The 26,004-nt window shown below is 69.5% G+C and carries 26 protein-coding genes; 20 read left to right on the forward strand and 6 right to left on the reverse strand.

The window, feature by feature from the left end; genetic code table 11:
• Positions 1 to 47: 47 nt before the first annotated feature.
• Positions 48 to 629 carry a TetR/AcrR family transcriptional regulator gene (locus tag ACSEEN_RS07110; RefSeq protein WP_440712762.1) on the reverse strand — a complete coding sequence of 194 codons (582 nt, stop codon included), beginning with the start codon at positions 627 to 629 and terminating at the stop codon, positions 48 to 50.
• A gap of 98 nt (positions 630 to 727) precedes the next feature.
• On the opposite strand from ACSEEN_RS07110, the gene ACSEEN_RS07115 reads away from it, so the two are divergent.
• Genes ACSEEN_RS07115 through ACSEEN_RS07125 form a run of 3 tightly spaced genes read left to right on the forward strand, consistent with a single transcriptional unit; the run spans position 728 to position 3,558 of the window.
• Positions 728 to 1,870 (forward strand): acyl-CoA dehydrogenase family protein, encoded by a 1,143-nt coding sequence (locus tag ACSEEN_RS07115; RefSeq protein WP_247866139.1) that lies wholly within the window; start codon positions 728 to 730, stop codon positions 1,868 to 1,870.
• 31 nt (positions 1,871 to 1,901) lie between these two features.
• Complete coding sequence (locus ACSEEN_RS07120; protein ID WP_440712763.1) at positions 1,902 to 2,663, forward strand: SDR family NAD(P)-dependent oxidoreductase; 762 nt, start codon at positions 1,902 to 1,904, stop codon at positions 2,661 to 2,663.
• 40 nt (positions 2,664 to 2,703) lie between these two features.
• A complete protein-coding gene (locus ACSEEN_RS07125; RefSeq protein ID WP_247866141.1) occupies positions 2,704 to 3,558 on the forward strand; it encodes an SDR family oxidoreductase in 855 nt (284 codons plus the stop codon).
• Between the two features lie 91 nt (positions 3,559 to 3,649).
• On the opposite strand, the gene ACSEEN_RS07130 is transcribed toward ACSEEN_RS07125, so the two are convergent.
• Positions 3,650 to 4,378, reverse strand: coding sequence for a DedA family protein (locus ACSEEN_RS07130; RefSeq protein ID WP_247866142.1), 729 nt, complete (start codon positions 4,376 to 4,378; stop codon positions 3,650 to 3,652).
• 167 nt (positions 4,379 to 4,545) lie between these two features.
• Here ACSEEN_RS07130 and fbaA point away from each other — a divergent pair, with 167 nt between their 5' ends.
• Positions 4,546 to 5,580 carry a class II fructose-bisphosphate aldolase gene (fbaA, locus tag ACSEEN_RS07135; RefSeq protein WP_440712764.1) on the forward strand — a complete coding sequence of 345 codons (1,035 nt, stop codon included), beginning with the start codon at positions 4,546 to 4,548 and terminating at the stop codon, positions 5,578 to 5,580.
• A gap of 58 nt (positions 5,581 to 5,638) precedes the next feature.
• Here the strand turns inward: fbaA and ACSEEN_RS07140 are convergent, their stop codons facing one another.
• The gene (locus tag ACSEEN_RS07140; protein WP_440712765.1) at positions 5,639 to 6,859 is read right to left on the reverse strand and encodes an Rv0361 family membrane protein; all 1,221 of its coding nucleotides are present in this window, start codon (positions 6,857 to 6,859) and stop codon (positions 5,639 to 5,641) included.
• A gap of 124 nt (positions 6,860 to 6,983) precedes the next feature.
• Here ACSEEN_RS07140 and ACSEEN_RS07145 point away from each other — a divergent pair, with 124 nt between their 5' ends.
• The 9 genes from ACSEEN_RS07145 (at position 6,984) to ACSEEN_RS07185 (ending at position 15,691) form a co-directional block, all read left to right on the forward strand.
• The gene (locus tag ACSEEN_RS07145) at positions 6,984 to 7,415 is read left to right on the forward strand and encodes a DUF3151 domain-containing protein (RefSeq protein ID WP_440712766.1); all 432 of its coding nucleotides are present in this window, start codon (positions 6,984 to 6,986) and stop codon (positions 7,413 to 7,415) included.
• A gap of 9 nt (positions 7,416 to 7,424) precedes the next feature.
• Positions 7,425 to 8,573 (forward strand): FUSC family protein, encoded by a 1,149-nt coding sequence (locus tag ACSEEN_RS07150; RefSeq protein ID WP_440712767.1) that lies wholly within the window; start codon positions 7,425 to 7,427, stop codon positions 8,571 to 8,573.
• Between the two features lie 222 nt (positions 8,574 to 8,795).
• Positions 8,796 to 9,746 carry a cation diffusion facilitator family transporter gene (locus ACSEEN_RS07155; protein ID WP_440712768.1) on the forward strand — a complete coding sequence of 317 codons (951 nt, stop codon included), beginning with the start codon at positions 8,796 to 8,798 and terminating at the stop codon, positions 9,744 to 9,746.
• A 52-nt stretch (positions 9,747 to 9,798) separates the two neighbouring features.
• Positions 9,799 to 10,455, forward strand: coding sequence for a TetR/AcrR family transcriptional regulator (locus tag ACSEEN_RS07160; RefSeq protein WP_440712769.1), 657 nt, complete (start codon positions 9,799 to 9,801; stop codon positions 10,453 to 10,455).
• Positions 10,456 to 10,543: 88 nt separating this feature from the next.
• Positions 10,544 to 11,749, forward strand: coding sequence for a lipid-transfer protein (locus ACSEEN_RS07165; RefSeq protein ID WP_440712770.1), 1,206 nt, complete (start codon positions 10,544 to 10,546; stop codon positions 11,747 to 11,749).
• A gap of 55 nt (positions 11,750 to 11,804) precedes the next feature.
• Positions 11,805 to 12,242 carry a type II toxin-antitoxin system Rv0910 family toxin gene (locus ACSEEN_RS07170; protein WP_298445761.1) on the forward strand — a complete coding sequence of 146 codons (438 nt, stop codon included), beginning with the start codon at positions 11,805 to 11,807 and terminating at the stop codon, positions 12,240 to 12,242.
• A complete protein-coding gene (locus ACSEEN_RS07175) occupies positions 12,239 to 13,108 on the forward strand; it encodes a MaoC/PaaZ C-terminal domain-containing protein (protein ID WP_440712771.1) in 870 nt (289 codons plus the stop codon). Before ACSEEN_RS07170 ends, ACSEEN_RS07175 begins: the two co-directional genes overlap by 4 nt.
• Before the next feature lie 388 nt (positions 13,109 to 13,496).
• Positions 13,497 to 14,372 (forward strand): SDR family oxidoreductase, encoded by an 876-nt coding sequence (locus ACSEEN_RS07180; RefSeq protein WP_298445767.1) that lies wholly within the window; start codon positions 13,497 to 13,499, stop codon positions 14,370 to 14,372.
• Entirely contained in the window at positions 14,369 to 15,691 is a 1,323-nt protein-coding gene (locus ACSEEN_RS07185) for an acyl-CoA dehydrogenase family protein (protein WP_440712772.1), read from the forward strand. The genes ACSEEN_RS07180 and ACSEEN_RS07185 overlap by 4 nt, the downstream gene beginning before the upstream one ends.
• A gap of 52 nt (positions 15,692 to 15,743) precedes the next feature.
• Here the strand turns inward: ACSEEN_RS07185 and ACSEEN_RS07190 are convergent, their stop codons facing one another.
• Both ACSEEN_RS07190 and ACSEEN_RS07195 read right to left on the reverse strand, forming a co-directional pair.
• Positions 15,744 to 16,463, reverse strand: coding sequence for a site-2 protease family protein (locus ACSEEN_RS07190; RefSeq protein WP_247867901.1), 720 nt, complete (start codon positions 16,461 to 16,463; stop codon positions 15,744 to 15,746).
• A 59-nt stretch (positions 16,464 to 16,522) separates the two neighbouring features.
• The gene (locus ACSEEN_RS07195) at positions 16,523 to 17,173 is read right to left on the reverse strand and encodes a hypothetical protein (protein ID WP_298446437.1); all 651 of its coding nucleotides are present in this window, start codon (positions 17,171 to 17,173) and stop codon (positions 16,523 to 16,525) included.
• Positions 17,174 to 17,235: 62 nt separating this feature from the next.
• Here ACSEEN_RS07195 and ACSEEN_RS07200 point away from each other — a divergent pair, with 62 nt between their 5' ends.
• The 5 genes from ACSEEN_RS07200 (at position 17,236) to ACSEEN_RS07220 (ending at position 23,157) form a co-directional block, all read left to right on the forward strand.
• On the forward strand, positions 17,236 to 18,522 hold the full coding sequence (locus ACSEEN_RS07200) for an adenylosuccinate synthase (RefSeq protein ID WP_371308549.1): 1,287 nt from the start codon (positions 17,236 to 17,238) through the stop codon (positions 18,520 to 18,522).
• A gap of 6 nt (positions 18,523 to 18,528) precedes the next feature.
• On the forward strand, positions 18,529 to 20,112 hold the full coding sequence (locus ACSEEN_RS07205) for an adenylate/guanylate cyclase domain-containing protein (RefSeq protein WP_440712773.1): 1,584 nt from the start codon (positions 18,529 to 18,531) through the stop codon (positions 20,110 to 20,112).
• Between the two features lie 9 nt (positions 20,113 to 20,121).
• Positions 20,122 to 21,864 carry a formate-dependent phosphoribosylglycinamide formyltransferase gene (gene purT / locus ACSEEN_RS07210; protein ID WP_440712774.1) on the forward strand — a complete coding sequence of 581 codons (1,743 nt, stop codon included), beginning with the start codon at positions 20,122 to 20,124 and terminating at the stop codon, positions 21,862 to 21,864.
• 198 nt (positions 21,865 to 22,062) lie between these two features.
• Complete coding sequence (locus ACSEEN_RS07215) at positions 22,063 to 22,566, forward strand: hypothetical protein (protein WP_247866151.1); 504 nt, start codon at positions 22,063 to 22,065, stop codon at positions 22,564 to 22,566.
• Positions 22,567 to 22,623: 57 nt separating this feature from the next.
• Complete coding sequence (locus tag ACSEEN_RS07220; protein WP_247866152.1) at positions 22,624 to 23,157, forward strand: hypothetical protein; 534 nt, start codon at positions 22,624 to 22,626, stop codon at positions 23,155 to 23,157.
• 343 nt (positions 23,158 to 23,500) lie between these two features.
• On the opposite strand, the gene ACSEEN_RS07225 is transcribed toward ACSEEN_RS07220, so the two are convergent.
• Positions 23,501 to 24,883 carry an FAD-dependent oxidoreductase gene (locus ACSEEN_RS07225; protein WP_247866153.1) on the reverse strand — a complete coding sequence of 461 codons (1,383 nt, stop codon included), beginning with the start codon at positions 24,881 to 24,883 and terminating at the stop codon, positions 23,501 to 23,503.
• Positions 24,884 to 25,086: 203 nt separating this feature from the next.
• Here ACSEEN_RS07225 and ACSEEN_RS07230 point away from each other — a divergent pair, with 203 nt between their 5' ends.
• On the forward strand, positions 25,087 to 25,581 hold the full coding sequence (locus tag ACSEEN_RS07230; protein WP_440712775.1) for an Rv0361 family membrane protein: 495 nt from the start codon (positions 25,087 to 25,089) through the stop codon (positions 25,579 to 25,581).
• Positions 25,578 to 25,991, forward strand: coding sequence for a rhodanese-like domain-containing protein (locus tag ACSEEN_RS07235; RefSeq protein WP_247866155.1), 414 nt, complete (start codon positions 25,578 to 25,580; stop codon positions 25,989 to 25,991). The genes ACSEEN_RS07230 and ACSEEN_RS07235 overlap by 4 nt, the downstream gene beginning before the upstream one ends.
• The last annotated feature ends 13 nt before the right edge of the window (positions 25,992 to 26,004 follow it).

The following is a 26,004-nucleotide window of genomic DNA, read 5'->3' on the forward strand; positions in this document are numbered from 1 at the left end:
CGGGGTCGGCTCGGGCGGCGCTGTGAATCGGCTGTCAGCCGGCTCCGCTACTTGCTGATGCCGCCGGTGAGGATCGCGGCCAGCTCGTGATAGGCGCTGGCATCGTCGAGACCGGTGCTCGCCCGCACGCCGCCCTGCTGGATGCGGGCGATCATCGTGGCCGCCAGGTCGGCGGCGAAGGCGGCGTGCACCGGCCGGAACTCCCCGGCCGCGACGCCGGCGTCGATCATCTGCTGGACGCGAGTCGCGGCCATCTCGGTGTTCTGCTGGTACACGTCGCGGGCCGGCGGGAAGGCGTCGAGGTCGGCCATGAACCGGTCGGACGCGGGTGCGAGAGCCGCGCCGACGGCGTCGAGGAAGCCGGTGATCTGTTCCCGGGCGCCGGTGATGTCCCGGACGCTCTCCGCGATCTCGTCCGTCGCGCGCCGGAAGAAGTGAACGGTGGCGGCCCGGACCAGCTGCTCCTTGCTGCCGGCGAGGGTGTACAGCGTCGACTTGGAGCAGCGCAGCCGCGCGGCGATCTCGTCGAGCGTGAGATGCGCGAACCCCTCGCTGAGGAAGAGGTCGACGATGCCGTCGAACAGTTCCGAGCGTCGGCGGGTGGCGAACTCGGGCGTGGGCCTGCTCATACCGGAAATGATACTGGCGGACCCCTTGCGGTACTAGTGGCTGCCCAGTACTGTCCTGAGTAATTCAGTACTGTTCAGCGTCGCCACAAGGAGATGTCATGCCGGTCGATCGCCTGCTGCCCACCGACGAGGCCCACGACCTCATCGCGCTCACCCGCGAGATCGCGGACAAGACCCTCGATCCGATCGTCGACGACTGCGAGAAGAACGAGACCTATCCCGAGGGCGTCTTCGCGACGCTCGGCGAGGCCGGACTGCTGAGCCTGCCGTACCCGGAGGAGTGGGGCGGCGGCGGACAGCCGTACGAGGTGTACCTGCAGGTGCTCGAGGAGATCGCCGCGCGGTGGGCGGCGGTCGGCGTGGCGGTGAGCGTGCACAGCCTCGCGTGTTTCCCGATGGCCGCCTTCGGCACGCCGGAGCAGCAGGAACGCTGGCTGCCGGAGATGCTCGGCGGCGCGACCATCGGCGCCTACAGCCTGTCCGAGCCGGATGCCGGATCGGACGCCGCGGCCCTCAAATGCCGGGCCACCCCGACCGACGACGGCTACCGGATCCGCGGGACCAAGGCGTGGATCACCCACGGCGGCCTCGCCGACTTCTACAACCTCTTCGCCCGCACCGGCGAGGGATCCAAGGGCATCTCGTGCTTCCTGGTCCCGGGCAGCCTCGACGGTCTGAGCTTCGGCAAGCCGGAGGAGAAGATGGGCCTCACCGCGGTCCCCACCGCCTCCGCCACATACGACGACGCCCTGGTGACCGCCGACCGCCGGATCGGCGCCGAGGGGCAGGGCCTGCAGATCGCCTTCAGCGCGCTCGACTCCGGGCGCCTCGGTATCGCGGCGGTGGCCACCGGCATCGCGCAGGCCGCCCTGGACGCGGCCGTCGCCTACGCCAAGGAGCGGGAGACCTTCGGGACCGCGATCATCAACCACCAGGGCCTCGGCTTCCTGCTGGCCGACATGGCCGCCGCCGTCGACTCCGCGCGCGCCACCTATCTCGACGCCGCGCGCCGGCGCGACCGCGGGCTGCCGTACTCGCGCCAGGCCTCCGTCGCCAAGCTGGTGGCCACCGACACCGCGATGAAGGTGACCACCGATGCGGTGCAGGTGTTCGGCGGCAACGGCTACACCCGCGACTTCCGCGTCGAGCGCTTCATGCGCGAAGCCAAGATCACCCAGATCTTCGAGGGCACCAACCAGATCCAGCGACTCGTGATCGCCCGCGGCCTGGCCGCGAACTGAGCACCCCCCCGATTCCGCCAAAGGAGAATCCATGAATCTGTCCGACTCCGTCGCGCTCGTGACCGGCGCCGCGTCCGGCCTCGGCAACGCCACCGCGCGCGCCCTGCACGAGCGGGGTGCCGCCGTGGTGCTCGTCGACCTGCCGTCGTCGGCCGGTGCGGCGGCCGCCGCCGATCTCGGCGACCGTGCGGTCTTCGTCCCGGGCGACGTGACCTCGCCGGACGACATCGCCGCGGCCGTCGCCGCCGCCACCGATCTCGGGCCGCTGCGCACCGTGGTGAACTGTGCCGGTGTCGCGACGCCGGGCAAGGTCCTGGGCCGCGGCGGGCCGCTGCCGCTGGACGTCTTCGAGCGTGTCGTGAAGATCAACCTGGTCGGCACGTTCAACGTGATCCGGCTGGCCGCCGAGCAGATGGTGGGGAACGAGCCGGTCGACGGCGACCGCGGCGTCATCGTCAACACCGCCTCGGTGGCCGCCTTCGACGGCCAGATCGGTCAGCCCGCGTACGCGGCCTCCAAGGGCGGCGTCGCCGCGATGACCCTGCCGATCGCGCGCGAACTGGCCGCCAAGCAGATCCGCGTCATGACGATCGCGCCGGGCATCTTCGAGACCCCGATGCTGGCCGGACTGCCCGAGGACGCGCAGCGCTCCCTCGGTGCGCAGGTGCCGCATCCGTCCCGGCTCGGCCGCGCCACCGAATACGCGGCGCTGGCCATGCACATCGTCGAGAACGCCATGCTCAACGGCGAGACCATCCGGCTCGACGGCGCCATCCGGATGGCGCCCAAGTGACTCCGGCCTCCACTCACCTCACCCGAAAGGATCGTCGACGATGACGACCGAGAACACTTCCCGTCCGCTCGCCGGACGCACCCTGATCATGTCCGGCGGCAGCCGCGGCATCGGCGAGGCGATCGCCCTGAAGGCGGCCCGTGCCGGTGCGAACATCACTCTCCTCGCCAAGACCGCCGAGCCGCACCCGAAGCTCCCCGGGACCGTGTACACGGCGGCGAAGGCCATCGAGGAAGCCGGCGGCCAGGCGCTGCCGATCGTCGGCGACGTCCGCGACGACGAGCAGGTGGCTGACGCGGTCGCGCGGACCGTCGAGCGATTCGGCGGCATCGACATCGTGGTGAACAATGCCAGTGCGCTCGACATCAGCCGCACCGAAGAGCTGCCGATGAAGAAGTACGACCTGATGCAGGACATCAACGCGCGCGGGGCGTTTCTGCTCTCCAAGCTGTCGATCCCGCATCTGCGGGCCTCCGACAACGCGCACATCCTCACCCTGTCGCCGCCGATCACGCTGGATCCGGCGTGGTTCGCCGAGATCGGCACCGGCTACACGATCTCCAAGTTCTCGATGTCCCTGGTCACGCTCGGACTGGCCGCGGAACTGAAGGCGGACGGGGTGGCGGTGAACTCGCTGTGGCCGCGCACCACCATCGACACCGCGGCGGTCCGCAACATCCTGGGCGAGGATCTCGTCTCGGCGAGCCGGACCCCGGAGATCATCGCCGACGCCGCGATGCTGATCCTGTCGCGCCCGGCCGGCGGCGAGAGCGGACGCTGCTACATCGACGACGAGGTGCTGACCGACGCGGGTGTCACCGATCTCGAGCGCTACCAGGTGACGCCGGGGCCGATCGACGGCCTGGAACTGGACTTCTGGATGTCGCGCGCCTGACCGGCGCCGGTGCGCCGAGGGCCTGCCGGACGCGGGCCTGCTGTTCTGTGGTCGTGGAGCGACCGCGGAACAGCAGGCGAGGCGGCGGAGGTCAGGCCTCTTCGTTCAGATCCAGTTCGACCGGGATCTCCTTGCCGCGGTTGCGGCGTCGGCGGTACCACTCGATGAACATCGGGAGCACCGAGACCAGCACGATCAGGATGAAGATCGGCTCGATCAGCTTCTGCACGATCTGGAACTGGCCCAGCCAGTAGCCCAGGAGCACGATGCCCGCACCCCAGACGATGGCGCCGACCACGTTGTATAGCGCGAACACCGCCCAGCGCATCTTCGCGGCACCGGCGACGATCGGCGCGATGGTGCGGACGATCGGCACGAAGCGCGCCAGGAAGATGGTGATCGGGCCGCGCTCCTCGAAGAACTGGTGCGCCTCGTCCAGGTAGCGCTGCTTGAGGAAGCGCGCCTGCGGCTTGAACATCGACGTGCCGACGTAGCGGCCGATCCAGTAGCCGATCTGGCCGCCGATGATCGCCGCGACCGGGACGAACACGCACAGCTGCCAGAGGTGGAAGTTCGCGTCGGCGACGGCCTTCGCGTGCTCCGCGCTGGTCGAACCGGCGGCGATCAGACCCGCGACGAACAGCAGTGAATCGCCGGGCAGGACGGGGAAGAGGACACCCGACTCGATCAGGACCACCAGCAGCAGTCCCCAGAACGCCCAGGCCCCGAACCACCCGATCAGGGTGTAGGGGTCCATGAAGCTCGGCATCAGGGCGACGTTCATCGTCGTGGTGGCGCTGGCCAGGGAAGCGTCGATCACAGGACTTCACAGTACCGGCGAAACCTTGGAGATTCCCTAACCGGACGTCCATTGCGCTGTGACGTTGTCTGGGTTGGCCGGGCCGGGACCCGCCGGTCGCCGGCAACCGGCATACTGTGATGGACCGAAAACGCCTGAGTGCGGCCCCAAATCGCTGGAGGACTCTGATGCCCATCGCAACACCCGAGAAGTACGTCGAGATGCTCGCGAAGGCCAAGGAGGGCGGCTACGCCTTCCCGGCCATCAACTGCACCTCCTCGGAGACCGTCAACGCCGCGCTGAAGGGCTTCGCCGACGCCGGCTCCGACGGCATCATCCAGTTCTCCACCGGCGGCGCGGAGTTCGGCTCCGGTCTGGGTGTGAAGGACATGGTGGTCGGCGCCGTGGCGCTCGCCGAGTTCGCGCACGTCGTCGCCGAGCAGTACGACATCACCGTCGCCCTGCACACCGACCACTGCCCTAAGGACAAGCTCGACACCTACGTCCGCCCGCTGATCGCGATCTCGCAGGAGCGCGTCGACAAGGGACGGAACCCGCTGTTCCAGTCGCACATGTGGGACGGCTCGGCGGTCCCGATCGACGAGAACCTGGCGATCGCCCAGGAACTGCTGGCCCTGACCTCGAAGGCGAACATCATCCTCGAGGTGGAGATCGGTGTGGTCGGCGGCGAGGAGGACGGCGTCGAGGCCGAGATCAACGAGAAGCTGTACACCTCGGTCGAGGACTTCCAGAAGACCGTCAACGCGCTCGGCACCGGCGAGAAGGGCCGCTACCTGCTGGCCGCCACCTTCGGCAACGTCCACGGCGTCTACAAGCCGGGCAACGTGAAGCTGCAGCCGTCGGTCCTGCTCGACGGCCAGAAGGCCGCCGCGGAGCTCATCGGCAAGGAAGAGGGCGCGAAGGTCTTCGACTTCGTGTTCCACGGCGGCTCGGGCTCGCTCAAGAGCGAGATCGAGGAGGCCCTGAGCTACGGCGTGATCAAGATGAACGTCGACACCGACACCCAGTACGCCTTCACCCGCCCGGTGGTCGGCCACATGTTCACCAACTACGACGGCGTCCTCAAGATCGACGGCGAGGTGGGCAACAAGAAGGTCTACGACCCGCGCAGCTACCTCAAGAAGGCGGAGGCCGGCATGGCCGAGCGCGTCGTCGAGGCCTGCAACGACCTCAAGTCGGCGGGCAAGACCATCGGCCGCTAGGTCCTGAAACGACGAAGTGCCCCTGCCGGCCGGCGGGGGCACTTCGTGTTCCGGGGGATTACGGCTGGTCGCAGACCTTCCAGCTGCCGTCGACCTTGTGCAGGGTGATCTGAGCGGACGTGGTGACCTTGGGGTCGCCCGAGTTGTAGACGTCGACGCCCACGCGGGCGGTGTCGCCGTCGACGGCCACGCCGGTGATGTCCTTGAACTTCATCATCTGGTTCTGCGCCTTCTGGGCCTGGAAGGCCTTGGCGAACTCCTCGGGCGAGACCTTCGAGTAGTACTGGTACTCCTCGCCGCAGGTGATGTTGCGCAGGGCCTCGAGGTCGCCGTCGGACATCGCGTTCTGGTAGCTCTTGGCGGCGTCGGCGACCTTGTTCTGCGTCGACTGGTCGAACATGAAGTACCAGATCAGCACCGCGGCGACGGCGATGATCGCCGCGACCAGCAGGGCGCCCAGTGCCATGAGGCGGCCGCGGCGCTTCTTCGGCTCCTGCGGCTGCGCGCCGGGGATCACTTGCGGCTGATGCGGGGTGCTCGACCACGCCTGCTGCTCGGCCGGCTTCGCCGGGGCGCCGGCCGCGGCGGCGGCTCCGGCAGCGGCCGCTCCGGCTGCGGCGGTGGTGGCGACCGCGGCGGCCGGCAGTTCGATCTTCTCGGTCGGCGTCACGTCGGCGCTGGACTCCACGGTGCCCTCGGTGGAGTCCTCGACGGCCTCGGGGGCGTCGTCCTCGGCCTCGGCGGGAGCCTGGGCGGCGATCACCGCGGTCTCGGTATCGTCGGCGGCCGGCGCGTCCTCGGCCTGCGTATCCTCGGCCTGCACGTCGGCGTCCGCCTCGGTGAGGTCGACGGTGTGCTCGACGATCTCCGGACGGGTCACCGAATCGGGATCGACGGCCTCGACCGCGGTGCGGGCCGGAGCCTGCGCACGGTCACCCGAACCGGCGACGGTCACCACCGTCTCGGTCGGGAACGACGATGCGTCACCGGCCTCGGCGGAGTCCTCGACGTCGGAGCCCTCGGCGGGCTCGTCGGTGACCACCGTGGTCTCCTCGGTCGCCTGCTCGACCACCGGGATGGCGAACGCCTTGGTCGGCGACTCGGAGTCGCCGCCCCCACCCGGGCTCTGGCCCGGCTCGATCCGGACCACGGAGGTCTCCGCGCCGTCGCCCTCGGGAACGGCTGCCGGGGTGGCATCGTCGTCTCCGGCCCGGCGGGCGCGGAAGGCGTCGACCGCCTTCTTGACGGCGCTCTGGTTGTCGTTATCGGAAGTCGGCATGCTGCGCTGGTCCTACGAGTCGTGGGTAGTCGGGCGGCCTGGCGGCGCCATGCCCCAAAGGGTATCGAACAATGAGTGACGCGGCTCCGGCCGGGAGGGGGCCGCGGAGTGATTGAATGGCGGGGTGACCTCATTCGGAGACTTGCTGGGACCCCCGCCGACGCTCCTGACCGGAGACGACGACGCCGAGTCTGATCTGCTGAACGGCGTCGATCCGGCCGCCGTCGCCGCGCAGTACCCGTCGGCGTCGATCGCCTGGGCGTACCTCGCCGAGGCGGCGCTGAACGGTGCGGACGACGACGTCGCGGCCCAGACCGCCGCTTACGCCTACGCCCGCACCGGCTACCACCGCGGGCTGGACCAGCTGCGCAGGCACGGCTGGAAGGGCTACGGCCCGGTGCCGTGGAGCCACCAGCAGAACCAGGGCTTTCTGCGGTGTGTGGGGGCGCTGGCCCGCGCGGCGCAGCTGATCGGCGAAGAGGACGAATACGCGCGCTGCCTGGATCTGCTGAACGACAGCGACCCGACCGCGATCGACGAGCTCGGCCTCTCCTAGCTCCGGACCATGACCACCGATCGGATCCGGGCGACGCGCTCGCGACTGATCGAGCGCCTGCCGGAGTGGTTGCAGAAGCGGGTACGACGACTCGGTCTCTCGCTGGTCCCGATCCTGCAGTGCGCGATCGCCGGCGGGCTCGCCTGGTTCATCGCGCACGACCTGATGCACCATCAGCGGCCGTTCTTCGCGCCGATCTCGGCGGTCGCGTCCCTCGGGCTGGTGCTGGCCAAACGGTGGCGGCGGTCGATCGAGCTGATCGGCGGGGTGCTGATCGGCATCGTGATCGGCGACCTGATCATCTCGCTGATCGGTTCCGGGCCGTGGCAGATCACGGTGGTGGTCGCCCTGGCGATGATGGCGGCGGTCCTGCTCGACGGCGCCCCGATGGTGACCAATCAGGCGGGGGCGTCGGCCGTGCTGGTCGCGACGCTTCTGCCGCCCGGAAACGCCGCGGGTTACGAGCGCATGCTCGACGCCGTGATCGGCGGCGGCGTCGCGCTCCTCATCGGCGCGCTGGTGCCGTTCAATCCGGCGCATCGGGCACGACGCGACGCCGCCCTGGTCCTGACCACGCTGCGTGATCTGTCCGGCGATCTCGCCGTGGCGCTGCGGACGGTCGACGCCGACTCGGTCCAGCGGGTGCTGGCGCGGGCGCGGGCCACCCAGTCGTCGATCGACGCCATGCACTCGGACATGCGGGCCGGCCGGGAGGTCGGCACCCTTTCGCCGCTGTACTGGGCGGAACGGCCACGGCTGCGGCGGATCGCGGACACCGGTGCGCCGATCGACAACGCGATGCGCAATTTCCGGGTCTGCACAAGGCGTGCGCTGGGTCTCACGCAGCGCGGTGTGGTGGTGGAGCCGGAGATCGTCGACCTGATCGCGGCGCTGCCCGAGGGTTTCGAGGTCCTGCGCCAGATGATGCTGGCCCCGCCCAAGGGCACTCCAGACCAGGCCGATGCGGCGCGGGCGCTCCGGTCGATCCTCCGGCGAGCGGCGCCGGGGATCGCGGAGGCGCAGACGGCGATCACCGAGGGGGAGGGCGACGTCTCCGAGGTGGCGCTGCTGGTGGAACTCCGGTCGCTGCTGGTGGACATGCTGATGGTGACCGGGCTGAAGCGGGAGTCGGCGATCGCGCAGTTGCGTCTTTCCTAGAGAGGGGGTCGTTTCGACTCGGTCTCGCCCCTGCGGGCTCGACCGGCTCAACGGGCTGCTGGGTCGTTTCGACTCGGGGCGGTCGGGGGCGGGTGGCCGCCCGCCCGTTGAGCCCGGCGAGGCGCCAGCCGAGCCGGTGTCGAAACGCCGTTCTCGAGCCCGGATGTGACGCCCGGCGCAGAGCCCTTGATTCACATGCGAAAGCGCGCATATATTGAGGTCATGAGCAACGCGCACGATCACTCGCAGGCCGGCCACTCGCACGGCCCGACGGCCGCCGACCTGGCCGCCGGGGATGCGGCGGCGCGGCGGCTCTGGCCGATGGTGCTGGCCGTGGTGCTGATCGGCGGGTACTTCTTCGTCGAGTTGTTCGTCGGCATCACGATCGGTTCGCTGGCGCTGATCGCCGACGCGGGGCACATGCTGACCGACGTGGTCGCGGTCTCGATGGGCTTGTCCGCGCTGCTGCTGGCGCGGCACGGGCGGATCACCGACGGCCGGAGCTTCGGCTGGTACCGGGCCGAGGTGTTCACCGCCGTGGTCAACGCGGCGCTGCTCATCGGCGTCGGCATCTTCGTGGTGTACGAGGCGATCCGCCGGATCGGCGGTGCGTCGCCGGAGGTGCCGGGCCGTCCGCTGGTGATCGTGGCGCTGGTCGGGCTGGTGGTGAACGTCGTCGTCATGCTGCTGCTGCGGGCCGACGCGCGGGGTTCGATCGCGGTGCGCGGGGCGTATCTGGAAGTCCTCGCCGACGCCGTCGGCAGCGTCGGCGTGCTGGTCGCCGGTGTGGTGATGATGACGACCGGCTGGGAGTACGCCGACGTCGTGGTCGCCGTCTGCATCGCGGTGTGGGTGGTCCCGCGGGCGATCGGGCTCGCGCGGGATGCCCTGCGGATCCTCAACCAGCAGGCGCCCGACCACGTCGACCTCGACGCCCTCCGGAACGAGCTGGCGCATGTTCCCGGTGTCACCGACGTGCACGACTTGCACGTCTGGTCGGTGACCACCGGGATGGACGTCGCGACGGTGCACGTCGGCAGCACCGACGACGACTACGCGCGCGTCCTCGCCGACACTCGCGCGGTGCTCGGCGAATACGGTCTGGTTCACGCCACCGTCCAGGTGGACCCGGTCGACGGCGGTGCCGGCTGCTGCGACCGGCTGTCGTGGTGACACTTGAAGTCAGCTCTGAATGTGAATTCGGGGCCATTGCTAATATCCAGGCGTGTTGAAGGGTGGCCGTAGCGGTGCGTCGCAGCGCCGCACCCAGGAGCAGCGCAGCGCGGCGACGCGCGCCAAGCTGATGGATGCCACCCTCGACTGTCTCGTCGAATTCGGTTACGCGGGCACCACCACCTCGCGGGTCTCCGAGCGCGCGGGCGTCACCCGCGGCGCGCAGCTGCATCACTTCGGCTCGCGTCCGGTGCTGGTCAGCGCGGCCGTCCGGCATCTGGCGGCGCGGCGGTCCGCCGAAGCGATCGAGGAGGCGGGGCGGATCGCCGATGCCGCGGATCCGCTGTCGGCGATGTTCGACCTGCTCTGGGATCTGCACGACGGCCCGCTGTTCACGGCGGCCGTCGAGCTGTGGGTCGCCGGCCGGAGCGACCCGGAACTCGGCGCGGAGGTGATCACCTTCGAGCGCATAGTGAACCAGTCGGTGGTCGCGGCCCTGGCCGGCGCGCTGCCTGCGGGTGCCGAGGTGGACCGGCGACTTCCCGACTTCGTCTACACCGCCATGGATGCCCTGCGTGGCATCAAGATCGCCGCCTTCGTCGACGCGGACTCGCTCCGGGCCCGTCGCCGATGGGATCGCGCCTGCGACGTGCTGCGCCGCGGCGCCGACCCGGCGATGTTCACCTGGCTCGGCGCCGCCGCCGACTGACACCCGCTCCGTGAGTTGGATCACATTCGCCGCCTGCCCTAGATACATTCAGTCTTGACTGTTTGTATGTGAGCAGGAGGTGCGGCATATGGCTGGCAACAGAGTGTTCGTCGTCGGAGTGGGCATGACGAAGTTCGAGAAGCCCGGACGGCGGAAGAACGACGACGGCAGTGATTGGGACTACCCGGACATGGCGCGGGAGTCCGGGACCAAGGCGCTCGCGGACGCGGGGATCGACTACGACGAGGTGCAGGAGGCCTACGTCGGCTACGTCTACGGCGAGTCGACGTCGGGGCAGCGGGCGCTGTACGAACTCGGCATGACCGGGATCCCGGTGGCCAACGTCAACAACAACTGCTCGACCGGATCCACCGCGCTGTACCTGGCCGCGCGGGCGATCCGCGGCGGACTGGCCGACTGCACGATGGCGCTCGGCTTCGAGAAGATGCAGCCCGGCTCGCTGGGCGCGACCTACGACGACCGCGCGCAGCCGATGGAGAAGCACATCCTCGCGCTCGCCGAGATCAGCGAGGTGCTGTTTCCGCCCGCGCCGTGGATGTTCGGTGCCGCGGGCCGCGAGCACATGCGCAAGTACGGCTCCACCCCGGAGCACTTCGCCAAGATCGGCGAGAAGAACCACCGGCACTCGGTGAACAATCCGTATGCGCAGTTCCAGGACGCGTACACGCTCGACGAGATCCTCGATTCGCGGATGATCTACGACCCGCTGACCAAGCTGCAGTGCTCACCGACCTCGGACGGCTCGGGCGCGGTGATCCTCGCCTCCGAGCGCTTCGTGGACGAGCACGACCTCGCCGACCGGGCGGTGGAGATCGTCGGCCAGGCGATGGTCACCGACTTCGCGAACACCTTCGACGAGACCTGTGCGGGCATCATCGGCGACCACATGAACCGCGCGGCCGCGCGGGCGGTCTACGAGCAGGCGCAGCTCGGCCCGGAGGACTTCCAGGTGATCGAACTGCACGACTGCTTCTCGGCCAATGAACTGCTGCTCTACGAGGCCCTCGGCCTGGCCCCGGAGGGGGAGGCCCACAAGCTCCTCGACAACGGCGAGACCACCTACGGCGGGCGCTGGGTGGTCAATCCGTCGGGCGGCCTGATCTCCAAGGGGCATCCGCTGGGCGCCACCGGCCTCGCGCAGTGCAGCGAACTCACCTGGCAGCTGCGCGGTACCGCCGATGCCCGCCAGGTGGACGGCGTGACCGCCGCTCTGCAGCACAACATCGGTCTCGGCGGCGCCGCCGTCGTGACCGCCTATCAGCGCCCGTCCTGAGCGCTCACCCGAACCGACCCGAGCCGGACATTCGAGAACGAAAGCAGGAATCACCATGGGACACATCGAAGCCACCGAGAAGCTGTCGGCCTCCCCGGACGCCGTCTGGAAGGTCATCTCCGACCCGCAGACCTGGGGCGACTGGTTCACCATCCACGAGCGCTGGATGGAGGAGCCGCCGGCCACCCTCGCCGCCGGGAGCAAGCTCACCGCGAAGATCATGATGCTCGGCATGGCCAACAAGATCGAGTGGACGGTCGACGATGTCGAGGCTCCCACCAAGCTGGTGCTCAGCGGCACCGGCATGGCGGCGGTCAAGGTGCAGTTCGTCTTCGAGCTGAAGGCCGACGGCGCGGGGAGCGAGCTGCAGATCTCGGGCGACTTCTCCGGGACCCTGATCAAGGGCGCGCTGGCCAAGGCCGTGGAGAAGGACGCCACCTCGCAGATCGACAAGAGCCTCACCAAGCTCGACGAGCTGGCCGCCGCGGCATGACCCCGGCCAAGACGTCGTACGACTTCGATGCCGGTGGCCTGAACACCTGGGCCGACCCGGAGGAGTTCGCGGTGACCGCCGAGCGGATCGCCGAATACGCGGCGGCCACCAACGATCCGATCGGCGCGCATCTGCGCGGCGAGGTCGCGCCGCCGGTCTTCGCGATCGTGCCGGCCTTCGACGCGATGCTCTCGCCGGTGGTCGACGTGGCCCCGATCGAGATCTTCGGCAAGGTGGTGCACGGGGAGCAGGACTTCTGGTTCCACCGGCCGATCGTGCCCGGCGATGTGCTGACCACCCGGGCCCGCGCCATCGGCTACGACACCGTCGACACCGGGGCGCGGCTCTCGATTCACGTCGAATGCCGGGACGCGGAGGGGGAACTGGTCAACGAGCAGTACCTGCTGGCGTTCTTCCGGAACGTCGACGCGGGCGACGCCGTCGGCGAGGCCGTTCCGGCGCACAAGCTGACCGAAGCGGTGCGCTCGGGTGAGCTGCTGGCAACGGTCACCGCGCACGTCGACGACGACCAGACCTTCCGGTACGCGCCGGCCTCGGGTGATCCGATGCCCATTCACCTGGATGAGCAGGTCGCCAGGGACGCGGGTCTGCCGGGGATCATCGCGCACGGTCTGTGCACCATGGCGATGGCGTCGTGGGCGGTGCTCACGCAGGTCGCCGGATCGGACGTGCGGCGTCTCCGCCGATTCGCGGTGCGCTTCTCCAAGATGGTCCTGCCGGGCGACGACCTGGAGACCCGGATCTGGAAGACGACAGCCGGCGACGGTGTCACCGAGTACGCGTTCGAGACCGTGCGCGGCGACGAGACGGTGCTCACCGACGGGCTGGCCGTCGTCGCCGACTGACCCGGCTGCCGCCCGCCGGGCCGACCGACTCGGAGGAGCCGCTCGTGTTCCCGCCGGGTGAGACGTCCGGCCCGCCGACCGAATCGGGTGAAACGTCCGGTCCGCCGACCGCGCCGGGGGAAGGTTCGGCCTGTCGGCTCAGCCGGCGGGTGGAACGTCCGACCCGTCGACTGAGCCGGGTGGAACGTCTGACCCGCCGACAGCGGGTGGAACGTCCGGTCCGCCGACAGCGGGTGGAACGTCCGACCCGCCGACTGAATCGGGTGGAACGTCCGACCCGCCGACAGCGGGTGGAACGTCCGGTCCGCCGGCTGAGCCGGGCGAGGAACGAGCCCGAGTCGAAGCCAAGCACAACTACGACAGAGAACAACGAAGGAGTGACACCGACATGGGTGTTCTGGACGGCAAGGTAGCTGTCATCACCGGCGCGGGCCGCGGCATCGGCCGCGAGCACGCGCTGCTGTTCGCCAAGGAGGGCGCCAAGGTCGTCGTCAACGATCTCGGCGGCGACAACGCCGGCGAGGGCGTCGATCAGACCCCCGCCGCGGAGACCGTGGAACTGATCAGGGCCGCGGGCGGCGACGCCGTGATCAACGGCGGCAACGTCGCCGACTGGAACGATGCGCAAGCGCTGGTCCAGCAGGCGATCGATGAGTTCGGTGGACTCGACATCGTCGTCAACAACGCGGGCATCCTGCGCGACGGCTTCCTGGCCGGACTCTCCGAGTCCGAGTGGGATGCGGTGGTCGGCGTGCACCTCAAAGGTCATTTCAACGTGCTCCGCCACGCGGCGGCGTACTGGAAGGACCGGAGCAAGGCGGGCGACCAGCCGCGGGCGGCGGTGGTCAACACCTCGTCCGCATCGGGCACCACGCTGCCCAACGCGGGCCAGTCGAACTACGGGGCCGCCAAGGCGGGCATCGCGGCGCTCACCCAGGTGGCCGCGGAGGAATTGGAGCGCTACGGCGTCCGGGTCAACGCGATCGCGCCGATCGCCCGGACCCGGCTGACCCTGGCGACGCCCGGCATGGGCGCCATGATGGCGGCCGCCGCCGTGGACGACGAGGGCGGTTTCGACGCGTTCAGTCCGGCGAACATCTCGCCGCTGGTCGCCTATCTGGCGTCCGACGACTGCGCGATCACCGGCAAGGTGTTCGCCGTGCAGGGCGAGGCGATCTCCGAGCTCGCCGGCTGGCACGACGTCAAGACCATCGAGACCGAGGGCCCGTGGCAGATCACGGACATCGCCGCGAGGCTCCCATGATCGGCTGGTCCGACACCGACCTCATCATGCGGGATGCGGTCCGGGACTTCATCGACGCCAAGGTGACGCCGCACATCGACGACCTCGAGCACGGCGACATGCTGCCGTACCCGATCGCCCGCGAACTGTGGAACGACTTCGGGCTGAACGTCATGGCGGCCGAGGCCCTGAACGGTTACCTCGCCCGCAAGCGCAAGAAGGCCGAGAAGGCGGCCGCCGCTGAGTCGTCGTCGGCTGAGCAGTCGTCGCCGGTCGAGCCCGTCGAAACCAAGGACCGCAAGTCCGGCGGTCTCGGCGAGATGGGCGCCCAGCTGTCCATGGGGGCGGTCATCCTGGCCGAACTGGCCGGGGTCACCCTCGGCACCGTCGCCTCGGTCGGCGTCTCCCTCGGCTTGGGTGCGGCGACCATCATGAGCCGCGGCACCCTGGCGCAGCAGGAACGGTGGCTGCCCGACCTGGTCACGCTGGACAAGATCGCCGCCTGGGCGATCACCGAGCCCGACTCGGGCTCGGATGCGTTCGGTGGGATGAAGACCTACGTTCGGCGCGACGGGGAGAACTACGTCCTCAACGGCCAGAAGACCTTCATCACCAACGGGCCGAACGCCGACGTCATCGTCGTCTACGCCAAGCTCGACCCTTCGGCTTCGCTCAGGACAGGTGAGGGCGACAAGTCGGTGGATCCGCGCGACCGCAAGGTCCTCACCTTCGTGCTGGACTCCGGCATGGCGGGGCTGACGCAGGGCAAGCGGTTCCGCAAGATGGGCATGCACTCATCGCCCACCGGCGAGCTGTTCTTCGACGACGTCGTGCTGACCCCGGACCGGCTGCTCGGCGAGACCGAGGAGCACAAGGGCGGTGACGGCCGTGACAGTGCCCGGCAGAGTTTCGTGATCGAACGGGTCGGCTGCGCGATCCTGTCGCTGGGCATCATCAACCGCTGCCACGCCCTCTGCGTCGAGTACTCCAAGCAGCGCACGCTCTGGGGCAAGAACATCGGCCAGTTCCAGCTGATCCAGCTGAAGCTGGTGCAGATGGAGGTCGCACGGCTGAACGTGCAGAACATGGTGTTCAGCGCGATCGAGTCGTTGCAGGCCGGCAAGCTTCCGACGCTCGCGGAGTCGTCGGCGATGAAGCTGTACGCCACCCAGGCGGCCACCGACGTCGCCATGGAGGCCGTGCAGCTGTTCGGCGGCAACGGCTACATGTCGGAGTACCGGGTGGAGCAGCTGGCCCGGGACGCGAAGTCGCTGATGATCTACGCCGGATCGAACGAGATCCAGGTGACGCATATCGCCAAGGGACTGCTCGCCGACTGACTCCCGCGGCCACCGAAACCCCTGCCGTGCGCGGCAGGGGTTTCGCGTCGCCCTAGCGCCAGAAGAGGAACAGCCGCCAGGCCTCACCGACCAGGCCGCCGGGCACGCCGAACAGCTCGATGATCCGGTAGATGAGATCGAAGAACGCCCGGTTGAGCGCCGGGATGAAGAGCAGCGCGAAGATGATCAGGAATCCCCACGGGGCGATCTGCGCCGCGCTGCGCCGGGTCTCGGGCGAGAGATAGGGCTCGATGGCGCCGTAGCCGTCGAACCCGGGCATCGGGATCAGATTCAGGACGGTCGCGGTGATCTGCAGGAAGGCCAGCATGGCCAGCCCGGACAGCAGATTGAGGTTGTCGGTCGTGATCGGCACCGCCGCCACCGCCAGCAGCAGGATCACGCCGCAGACCAGGTTGGTCAGCGGTCCGGCCAGGCTGATCCGGGTGCGCTGGCCCTTCGTCATGCCCGACGTGTTCAGGTACACCGCGCCGCCCGGGAAACCGATCCCGCCGAGCACGATGATCAGCAGCGGTAGGCCGATCGACAGCCCGGGATGGGTGTACTTGCGCGGGTCGAGCGTCAGGTAGCCGCGGAGCTCCGTCGTCCGGTCGCCGTAGACGAACGCGAGGAAGGCGTGCGCGAACTCGTGCAGGCATAGCGAGATCATCCAGCCGGCCAGGATCAGCAGCCACATGCCGCCGATCGCCGCGCCGGAATTCACGCTGCCGCTGCGCCAGAGCAGCACGCCGCCGCCGACCGCGGCCGCGACCATCAGCGCGAAGATCGGGCCCGGCCGGACCGCCCGGGCGGCCGCCAGTGCGGGTGAACTTTTCACGGGCGCACCAGCTTCCAGTCGATGTGGTGCCGGTAGAAGGTGGACCGCTTCACCGGTCGCGGCGACAGCTCCCCTTCACGTTCGACGACCAGGTTGGTGCCGCCGGTCTGCACGGCGCGCCCGGTCAGCCAGCCGCCGGGGATCAGTCGGTCGAGCCGGGCCCGGACCCCGGGCGCCTCGGTCAGCGGCTCGATGACCACGCCGCGGACATCACCGTCGAAGAGCCGCTCGGAATCGACATAGGTCTCGCCGTGCAGCTTCACCCGCCCGGAGCCCGGATCCGGGGCCGCGCCCAGGTGCCGTGCCCGGCCGACCAGCACGGTGGCGGCATCGTCGCGGATCAGCGGAAGGCTATGCGCAGCACCGGATTCGGCGAGCTTCGCCGCGGCCCCGCCGTGCGGCAGGCCGTACACCCGGGTGGCCCGGGTGGCGGCGGCGGGGACGTAGGCCACCTCGACGTCGAGCCGCTCGTGGCGCATCAGGACGCCGACCACCTGGGAGAGGAACAGGTCGGCCGCGGCGCTGTCGGCCGGGGGCGTGACGATCAGCCGCGAGACGCCCGGATCGGCGATCGCCGCGGCGACGGCGCGGGACAGAGCAGCGGCTTCGGCGCCGGGCGGCGGTGGGGAGATCGCGTGAGATGCCACGTGAATAGGGTATCTGTGCGGTTCACCCAGTAGGGTTGCGGTGAATAGGAGGAGCACCTGACATGGCTGCGATTGTGCTTATCGGCGCCCAGTGGGGCGACGAGGGCAAAGGTAAGGCGACGGATCTGCTGGGCGGCAAGCTCCAATGGGTCGTTCGCTACCAGGGCGGCAACAACGCGGGTCACACCGTCGTGCTGCCGAACGGCGAGACCTTCGCTCTCCATCTGATCCCGTCGGGAATCCTGACGCCGGGGGTGAACAACGTGATCGGCAACGGCGTCGTCGTCGATCCGTCGGTCCTGCTGACCGAACTCCGTGGTCTGGAAGAGCGCGACGTCGACACCGCCGGGCTGATGATCTCCGCGGACGCGCACCTGTTGATGCCGTACCACGTGGCGATCGACAAGGTGACCGAACGTTTCCTCGGCAACAGCAAGATCGGCACCACCGGCCGCGGCATCGGCCCGTGCTACCAGGACAAGATCGCCCGCGTGGGCGTCCGGGTGGCCGATGTGCTCGACGAGAAGATCCTGACCCAGAAGGTCGAAGCGGCCCTGGAGATCAAGAATCAGATCCTCACCAAGATCTACAACCGCAAGGGCCTGGACTCGCAGCAGGTGGTCGACGAGACACTCGAGCTGGCCGAGGGCTTCAAGCACCGCATCGCCGACACCCGGCTGCTGCTGAACCAGGCGCTCGAGCGCGGCGAGACCGTCCTCCTGGAGGGCAGCCAGGGCACGCTGCTCGACGTCGACCACGGCACCTACCCGTACGTGACGTCGTCGAACCCGACCGCGGGCGGCGCGGCCGTCGGCTCGGGCATCGGGCCGAACAAGATCACCACGGTGCTCGGCATCCTGAAGGCGTACACCACGCGCGTCGGCGCCGGGCCGTTCCCCACGGAGCTGTTCGACGAGTGGGGCGAGTACCTGGCCAAGACCGGCGGCGAGGTGGGCGTCACCACCGGCCGAGCGCGCCGGTGCGGCTGGTTCGACGCCGTCATCGCCCGCTACGCCACCCGCGTGAACGGCATCACCGACTACTTCCTCACCAAGCTCGACGTGCTGTCGGGCATCGATGAGGTGCCGATCTGCGTCGCCTACGAGGTCGACGGCGTGCGCTACGACGACATGCCGATGACGCAGACCGGATTCCACCACGCCACCCCGGTCTACGAGACCATGCCCGGCTGGTGGGAGGACATCTCCGGCTGCCGGACCTTCGACGAGCTGCCGCAGAACGCGCAGAACTACGTGCTGCGGCTGGAAGAGCTGTCGGGTGCGTTCATCTCGTGCATCGGTGTCGGGCCCGGCCGCGAACAGACCATCGTGCGCCGCGAAATCGTCTGAGCCACCTTGTCACCGCGGCTGAGCCGGGACTACGGGTCCATTCTGCTCGGGCCGGCCGATGAGGGCGGCCGCAAGCTGCGGGTCCGCATCCAGTTCCTGCTGACCTCGGCGATCGTCTTCGCCAACCTGGTCGGGATCGTGGTCGCGGTGGCACTCGGCGCGGTCGGCATCCCGGAACCGTCGTTCCTGCGCCGGGACCTGATGCTGATCAACTTCATCGCCATTCCCGTGTACGCGGGGGTGGCGCTGATCGTCGGCATCACGGTCGGCACCGCGACGATGGTGCGCGGCCTGCGCTGGTCGATCCGGGAACAGATCCCCACCCCGGCCGATGTGAAGCGGACGCTGCGGGCGCGGCGCATGCTGGTGCTGCTGCAGTTCATCCTGTGGGTGGGCGCGGCCGTGCTGCTCGGTGTCCTCTACGGCCTGGTCGATACCGGACTGATCACCAAGGTCGTGCTCATCGTGGTGATGAGCGCCCTGGTGGTGGTCGCCATCTCCAACCTGCTGGCCGACATCATGCTGCGGCCGGTGTCGGCGAAGATCCTGCAGGCCGGGCTCGGCTGGCGCGGCTCGTCGGTGCGGTCGCGGGCGGTGTCGTCGTGGCTGGTGGGCACCGGTGTCCCGGTGCTCGGCATCTTCCTGGTGGTGCTGTTCGGGACCTTCTCGCCCGATACCTCGAAGATGAACATGTTCGTGTCGGTGACCGTGCTCGTCGCCGTCGCGATGGGGGTCGGTCTGCTGTCCCTGATCCTGTACGCGTGGAGCGTCACCGGACCGATTCAGAGCGTGCGCCGCGGTATGGCGCGAGTGCGCGAGGGCGACGTCTCCCCGGGCACCGACCTGGTGGTGTACGACGCCTCCGAACTCGGTGAACTCCAGCTCGGCTTCAACAACATGGTCGCCGGACTCCGCGAACAAGAACGGATGCGCGACCTGTTCAGCAGGCACGTCGGGCGTGACGTCGCCGATGCGGCCATGCTCGGCGATCCCGAGCTGGGCGGCGCCGAGCGTACGGTCGCGGTGGTCTTCGTCGACGTGATCGGCTCGACGGAACTGGCCACCAAACGGTCGCCCACCGAGGTGGTCGACCTGCTGAACCAGTTCTTCGCGGTGATCGTCGAAGCGACCGAACGCGCCGACGGGCTGGTCAACAAGTTCGAGGGCGACGCGGTGCTCTCCATCTTCGGTGCGCCGCAGGCGATCGCCGACCCGGCCGGCAGCGCGCTGCGGGCCGCCCGCGAGATCGCCGAGCGGCTGCGCGTGGAGGTACCGGACCTGCGGGCCGGGATCGGTGTCAGCTTCGGCCCGGTGGTCGCCGGCAACGTCGGGGCCATCCAGCGCTTCGAGTACACGGTGATCGGCGATCCGGTGAACGAGAGCGCCCGCATCTCCGAGCTGGCCAAGCGGGATCCGCGGGTGCCGTGGGCCAGCCGCCGCGTCGTCGAGGCCGCCGAACGGGGCGAGCGGACACGCTGGAAGATGACCGACGCCGTCGTGCTGCGGGGCCGCAGCGAGCCGACGGATCTGTTCGTTCCGCGGCTGATCCCGAACATCGCTTCCGGCGGAGAGGCCGGAGAGTCACCGTAGACTGCGGGCATGACGTCGAACCCCACTCCTGACGCCCCCGACGAGCCCGCCGCCGCACCGGGCGGCCCCGTGCGGGCCTTCGGTACCCCGCTGTCGCCGAACGCGGTGAAGGTGATGCTGCTCGGTTCCGGTGAACTGGGCAAGGAAGTCGTGATCGCGCTGCAACGCCTCGGCGTCGAGGTGATCGCGGTGGACCGGTACGCCGACGCCCCCGCCCATCAGGTGGCGCACGCCGCCGAGGTGATCGACATGACCGATCCGGCCGCGGTGCGGGCGGTGATCGAGAAGCACCGCCCGCAGTACGTGCTTCCGGAGATCGAGGCGATCGCGACCGCCGCCCTGGTCGACGTGGAGAACGAGGGTCTGGCCGAGGTGATTCCGAGCGCGAAGGGGGTCACGCTGACCCTGGACCGCGAGGGGATCCGCCGCCTGGCCGACGAGGAGCTGGGTCTGCCGACGTCGTCGTACCTGTTCGCCGAGTCGGAGGAGGAGCTGCGGAACGCGGCCTTCCGGGTGGGCTATCCGTGCGTGGTGAAACCGGTGATGTCGTCCTCGGGCAAGGGGCAGTCGGTGATGCGCGGCGAGGCCGATGTCGCGGCGTCGTGGGAGACCGCGATGACCGGCGGCCGGGTCAGCTCCACGCGGGTGATCGTCGAACGGTTCATCGACTTCGACTACGAGATCACGCTGCTGACGGTGCGCGCGATCGACCCGGCCACCGGCGAGCTGGCCACGTACTTCTGCGAGCCGATCGGGCACCGTCAGTCCGGCGGCGACTACGTGGAGAGCTGGCAGCCGCAGCCGATGAGCGAGATCGCCTCCGGGGCGGCGCGGTCGATCGCCGCGCGGGTCGTGACCGCGATGGCCGCCGCCGACATCCGGTTCAGCGGGCGCGGCGTGTTCGGCGTCGAATTGTTCGTCAAGGGCGACGAGGTGTTCTTCTCCGAGGTCAGCCCGCGCCCGCACGACACCGGGCTCGTCACCCTCGCGACCCAGCGACTCAGCGAGTTCGAGTTGCACGCCCGCGCCGTGCTCGGCCTGCCGGTGACCACCGAGATGCGCTCACCCGGCGCCTCCGCGGTGATCTACGGCGGGCTCGACGAACCCGCGATCCGCTTCGCCGGGGTGGCCGAGGCGCTCGCCGATCCGGCGGTCGACCTGCGGTTGTTCGGCAAACCGGAGAGCTTCGCCAAACGCCGGATGGGCGTCGCCGTCGCGACCGCGCCGACCACCGACGAGGCGCGCCGCCGCGCCACCCGCGCCGCCGGGCTCGTAGTGCCGCTCGGCGCGGACGATCCGATCCCGGAGCCGGTCGTGCCGGGTGCCTCCGGGCCGGCCGAGGGCGTCTCCGGGCCGGGTGCGGGTGCTTCCACGATGGTCGAAGGTGCCGCCGATCAGCATCTCCCTCGAGACCACACCCCGGACGGACCGGGCCGCCCCGCATCGGGTGCGCCGCAAGCCGCCCCGGACGGTGCCGCCGCCGAGACCGATCAGTACCGCGCGCAACCGCCCGCGGGCGGCCCGCCGCCGGCGGGGCCGCCGCCCCGTCGCGCGCCGGGTGTCGTGCCCGGGCCGCCCCCGCAGCCCGGTCCGGGCGGGGGTCCCGCAGGCGCACCCCGCCCGCCGATGCCGCCGCCGCGGGCGTCTCGTCCGCCGCAGGTGCCACCGCCCGGCATGCCCCCGCGCGGCCCCGCCGGACCGCGCGGTCCGCGTCCGCCGGGACCCCCGCCTCCGCCTCCGCCGTCGCGCTGAACGGAGCAGGCGCGCGCCCGGCGTGGCGTCGCCGATGTGAGAAAACTGAACAGATTCGTAACGTTTCCTGTTGGTCCGGCGACAAACGGTGAAGAGGGCGGTCACTCTGGTGGACGCCCGGTATGCCCGATAGCTGGGTGTCGTCGCGCGGTTTCCGCGCGGCGGACACGACTGCCCGCAGCCCATCAGGAGGGGACAATGAAGAAGAACATCACACGGTCGGTGCTGGTCACGGTGGCCGCCGCTGCCGTCGGCGCCGGTTCGCTACTGGCCGCAGGCCAGGCCCACGCCGCCGGAGACCTCGGCGTGAACGCCACCGTGAAGTGCCAGGAACTGAACGGCAAGACCTATACCCAGCGTCTGGTCGCCGTGACCAACCACGGTCCGGATACGGCAACCGGAGTTCGCGTCGGCTCGGTCGCCGGCCCGGAGGCGACGGTCCCCAAGCTCGACGCCGGTAAGCCGGAAGGCGCGGGCGGCCTGGTGTTCGCGTCCACGGAGGCGGTCACCTCGGCGGGCACCCTGAAGAAGGGCCAGACCGTGATCGCCGCGCAGACCACCGAGGGCTGCGGTTCGCCGTACGCGATCCTCGGCTACGCGATCGGCGACGATATCCAGGAAGTGTTCAGCGGGTCGAACATGAACATCGACTTCGACTGGGGCATGGCACCCGGCATGCTCGCCGCGCAGGCCGGCCGGTAGCGACGATTCCGGGGCCGTCGGCTCCGCAACGGTAGAACAACGACGAAAGGTTTGATCATGAAGAAGACCCTGAAACGAGCCGCTGTGGCGGTCACCGCGGCGGGCGCCATCGGTGCCGGCTCGCTCTTCGCGACCGCGCCCGCGCAGGCCGCTACCCCGGGCAACCTCACCATGCTCGGCGGTGTCGACTGCACCTTCCAGGCATGGGGACCGAACTGGAAGCCCAACCCGCTCTGGCAGATGAAGCGCTGGATGGGTGTGAAGAACACCGGCGGCTCGACGATGAACAACGTCACCATCACCGAGATCGGTGGCGCGACCAAGACCGTGCCCGCCAAGAAGAAGGGCCAGAAGGATTCCTTCGGCAAGGTGATCGCGAAGGACACCCGGGCGGGTCAGCTCCTCCCCGGTCAGACCTACATCTCGGTGAACACCAAGTGGGCGGGCTGCTGGCCGTCGTCCATCTCCGGCTACACCATCGGTGCGGAGAACGAGGCGTTCCAGATCCAGGACAACTTCGGTTTCTGGATGAATGTCCGCCAGCAGCAGGCGCCGCCGAACGCTCCGGCTCCGACGACCCCGGCCAACTGATCTCGCCCGCGAGTCAGTTGAGCTGAACACACGGCAGGGGCGGCGACCGGGGGGTCGTCGCCCCTGACGCATCTCTACCCCGCCGCATCTCCACACCGCCGCCCCGCTATCCGCGACAGCCGGCGACATGTGCGCGGCAGTCGGCCACGGAAGCGGCACTCGCGGGCGTCGCGTTCGTGGGGACTGTCGCGGGCGCTGCCGCCCCGGGGAAGGGGAGCGCGGGGGCGGGGCGGGCCGGGGAAGGGGAGCGCGGGGGGCGGGCCGGGGCGGGGGCAGAGTGCGGTCGGGACAGGATGCGGAAGGACCCCGCCGCGGGTGCGGCGGGGTCCTTCGGCGTCGTCGACTAGATCTTGTCGGGCTCGGAGGCGGCGAGCATCTCGTGACGCTCCACCACCTTCTTGCGCTCGCGGCCCTCGGCGGCACCGAGGCCGCGCTCGTACTCGTCCAGGCGGTACCAGCCGTCCCAGGTGGTGTACGGGATCTTGCGCGACTCGAGGAGCGCGATCACGCCCTCTTCGCTGGCGTCCTCCGGCGCGTTGAGCGCGCCCGCCACCATGTCCTCGACCAGGCACTCGACGGTCTCGTTGGCGTCGCCCTTGGTGTGGCCGATCAGGCCGACCGGACCGCGCTTGATCCAGCCGGTGGTGTACAGGCCGGTGAGGTGCCGGCCGTCGTCGAACACGCGTCCCGCCTCGTTCGGGATCACGCCGGCCTGGCTGTCGAACGGGATCTCCGGCAGGTTGTCCGAGAGGTAGCCGACGGCGCGGTACACGGCGCCGAGGTCCCAGTCGGTGGTGCGGCCGGTGCCCTTGACGTTGCCGGTGCCGTCGAGTTCGGTGCGCTCGGTGCGCAGGCCCACGACCTTCCCGTCCTCGCCGAGGATCTCCACCGGGCTCTCGAAGAAGTGCAGGAAGAGCTTGTGGATCGCGCCGGTCTTGGGCTCGTGGATCGCGTAGTTCTCGATGATCGTCGCGACCTGGTCGGTGATCTTGGAGGTGCGGCGGGCGACGGCGGAACCCTCGTCGTACTCGATGTCCTCGGGGTTCACCACCACCTCGATGTTCGGCGAGTGGTCGAGTTCCTTGAGCTCCAGGGGGGTGAACTTGGCCTGCGCCGGGCCGCGTCGTCCGAAGACGTGCACCTCGACGGCCTTGTTCGCCTTGAGGCCCTGGTAGACGTTGTCCGGGATCTCGGTCGGCAGCAGCTCGTCGCCGGTCTTGGCGAGCACGCGGGCCACGTCGAGCGCGACGTTGCCGACGCCGATCACGGCGACCTTCTCGGCCTCCAGCGGCCATTCGCGCGGGAAGTCCGGGTGGCCGTCGTACCAGGCGACGAACTCGGCGGCGCCGTAGCTGCCGTCCAGGTCGACGCCGGGGATCTCCAGGACGCGGTCGTCGGTGGCGCCGGTGGAGAAGACCACGGCGTCGTAGTGCTTCTTCAGATCCGCGAGGGTGATGTCGGTGCCGTAGTCGATGTTGCCGAGCAGGCGGACCTGCGGCTTGTCGAGCACCTTGTGCAGGGCGGTGATGATGCCCTTGATCCGCGGATGATCGGGGGCGACGCCGTAGCGGATCAGGCCGAACGGGGCCGGCATGCGCTCGTACAGGTCGATACTGACCCCGCGCTCCGCGGCGGTCTCCGACTTCATCAGGGCGTCGGCGCAGTAGATTCCGGCGGGACCGGCACCGACGATCGCTACGCGCAGCGGGCGGCTGTTCTCACTCATTTCGCAGTCGCTTCCTCAGCTGGACAAATCTGTTCTCCTGCCACGGTATGCGCTGGTGAGCCGCCGCCAAAATTCGAACAGTGAGGCTCCCCTCACCCGGCCGCTTCTGCCCGAAACCCTTGACGTAGCCGCCCCGATCTGCCACGACGCCCACACGGCCGCGGCCGACCAGGGCTTCCGCCCGGCCGATAGAATCGCCGACTATGAGTGACCAGCGTCCGTCGGACGACTATCCGGAGGCCCTCGCCGAGGAGTTCGGCAGTGACGACCCCGACCGCAGCGCCTGGCCGATCCTGGCCGCGGCGATCTTCGTCCTGATCCTGGTGGGCGTGGTGGCGGGCGTCTGGGCGTGCAGCCCGCCCGACCGGCGCCTGAACGACTCGACCCAGGTGCAGCACGTGGTCAACGACGCGTACACCGCCCGCAACTCGCTGAACTATCAGCAGTTCCGCGACTCCTATTGCGCGGCCAAGGTGAACTCGCCGGAGTTCCCGACCGAGCAGCAGTTCGCGGACGAGAACCGCAAGGCTCGCGACGCGCAGGGCCGGTTGCAGATCCCGACCATGGACGTCGCGGTGACCGGTGACACCGCGAAGGTGACCGTGCACTGGAACCGCGAGGACACCCCGAACGACAAGCAGACGACGCCGCTGACCGTCGTCCGCGAGAACAACGCCTGGAAGGTGTGCACGCTGTGAGCTACGCCGGTGACATGACCCCGCAGGAGGCCTGGGCCGCCCTGGAACAGCACCCCGAGGCGGTCCTGGTGGACTGCCGCACCGCCGCCGAATGGGCCTTCGTGGGCGTGCCCGACGTCTCCGCGCTCGGCAAGCAGGCCGTCCTCATCGAGTGGGTGAGTTTCCCGTCGATGGCGCCGAATCCTCGGTTCGTCGAGGCACTGCGGGAGGCCGGCGTCGACGACGACGCCGAGGTGCTCTTCCTGTGCCGGTCCGGGCATCGCTCGATCGGCGCCGCGGAGGCCGCCACGGCGGCCGGGATCGAGAAGGCGTACAACATTCTTGACGGATTCGAGGGCGGGCTCGACGCGCAGGGCCACCGCGGGGCGGCCGGCTGGCGCGCCGAGGGCCTGCCCTGGAGGCAACAGTAGAAGGAGTGCATCG

Source organism: Gordonia marina (assembly GCF_052036135.1).
GTDB lineage: Bacteria > Actinomycetota > Actinomycetes > Mycobacteriales > Mycobacteriaceae > Gordonia.

Bases quoted from the DNA above. Each gene is read 5' to 3' on its own strand.
- ACSEEN_RS07220 (WP_247866152.1), top strand. From the start codon at position 22,624: ATGAAGAAGACCCTGAAACGAGCCGCTGTGGCGGTCACCGCGGCGGGC.
- ACSEEN_RS07150 (WP_440712767.1), top strand. From the start codon at position 7,425: ATGACCACCGATCGGATCCGGGCGACGCGCTCGCGACTGATCGAGCGC.
- ACSEEN_RS07165 (WP_440712770.1), top strand. From the start codon at position 10,544: ATGGCTGGCAACAGAGTGTTCGTCGTCGGAGTGGGCATGACGAAGTTC.
- ACSEEN_RS07200 (WP_371308549.1), top strand. From the start codon at position 17,236: ATGGCTGCGATTGTGCTTATCGGCGCCCAGTGGGGCGACGAGGGCAAA.
- ACSEEN_RS07180 (WP_298445767.1), top strand. From the start codon at position 13,497: ATGGGTGTTCTGGACGGCAAGGTAGCTGTCATCACCGGCGCGGGCCGC.
- ACSEEN_RS07225 (WP_247866153.1), bottom strand. From the start codon at position 24,883: ATGAGTGAGAACAGCCGCCCGCTGCGCGTAGCGATCGTCGGTGCCGGT.
- ACSEEN_RS07190 (WP_247867901.1), bottom strand. From the start codon at position 16,463: ATGGTCGCGGCCGCGGTCGGCGGCGGCGTGCTGCTCTGGCGCAGCGGC.
- ACSEEN_RS07215 (WP_247866151.1), top strand. From the start codon at position 22,063: ATGAAGAAGAACATCACACGGTCGGTGCTGGTCACGGTGGCCGCCGCT.
- ACSEEN_RS07120 (WP_440712763.1), top strand. From the start codon at position 1,902: ATGAATCTGTCCGACTCCGTCGCGCTCGTGACCGGCGCCGCGTCCGGC.
- ACSEEN_RS07125 (WP_247866141.1), top strand. From the start codon at position 2,704: ATGACGACCGAGAACACTTCCCGTCCGCTCGCCGGACGCACCCTGATC.
- ACSEEN_RS07155 (WP_440712768.1), top strand. From the start codon at position 8,796: ATGAGCAACGCGCACGATCACTCGCAGGCCGGCCACTCGCACGGCCCG.
- purT (WP_440712774.1), top strand. From the start codon at position 20,122: ATGACGTCGAACCCCACTCCTGACGCCCCCGACGAGCCCGCCGCCGCA.
- ACSEEN_RS07230 (WP_440712775.1), top strand. From the start codon at position 25,087: ATGAGTGACCAGCGTCCGTCGGACGACTATCCGGAGGCCCTCGCCGAG.
- ACSEEN_RS07140 (WP_440712765.1), bottom strand. From the start codon at position 6,859: ATGCCGACTTCCGATAACGACAACCAGAGCGCCGTCAAGAAGGCGGTC.
- ACSEEN_RS07110 (WP_440712762.1), bottom strand. From the start codon at position 629: ATGAGCAGGCCCACGCCCGAGTTCGCCACCCGCCGACGCTCGGAACTG.
- ACSEEN_RS07115 (WP_247866139.1), top strand. From the start codon at position 728: ATGCCGGTCGATCGCCTGCTGCCCACCGACGAGGCCCACGACCTCATC.
- ACSEEN_RS07170 (WP_298445761.1), top strand. From the start codon at position 11,805: ATGGGACACATCGAAGCCACCGAGAAGCTGTCGGCCTCCCCGGACGCC.
- fbaA (WP_440712764.1), top strand. From the start codon at position 4,546: ATGCCCATCGCAACACCCGAGAAGTACGTCGAGATGCTCGCGAAGGCC.
- ACSEEN_RS07175 (WP_440712771.1), top strand. From the start codon at position 12,239: ATGACCCCGGCCAAGACGTCGTACGACTTCGATGCCGGTGGCCTGAAC.
- ACSEEN_RS07185 (WP_440712772.1), top strand. From the start codon at position 14,369: ATGATCGGCTGGTCCGACACCGACCTCATCATGCGGGATGCGGTCCGG.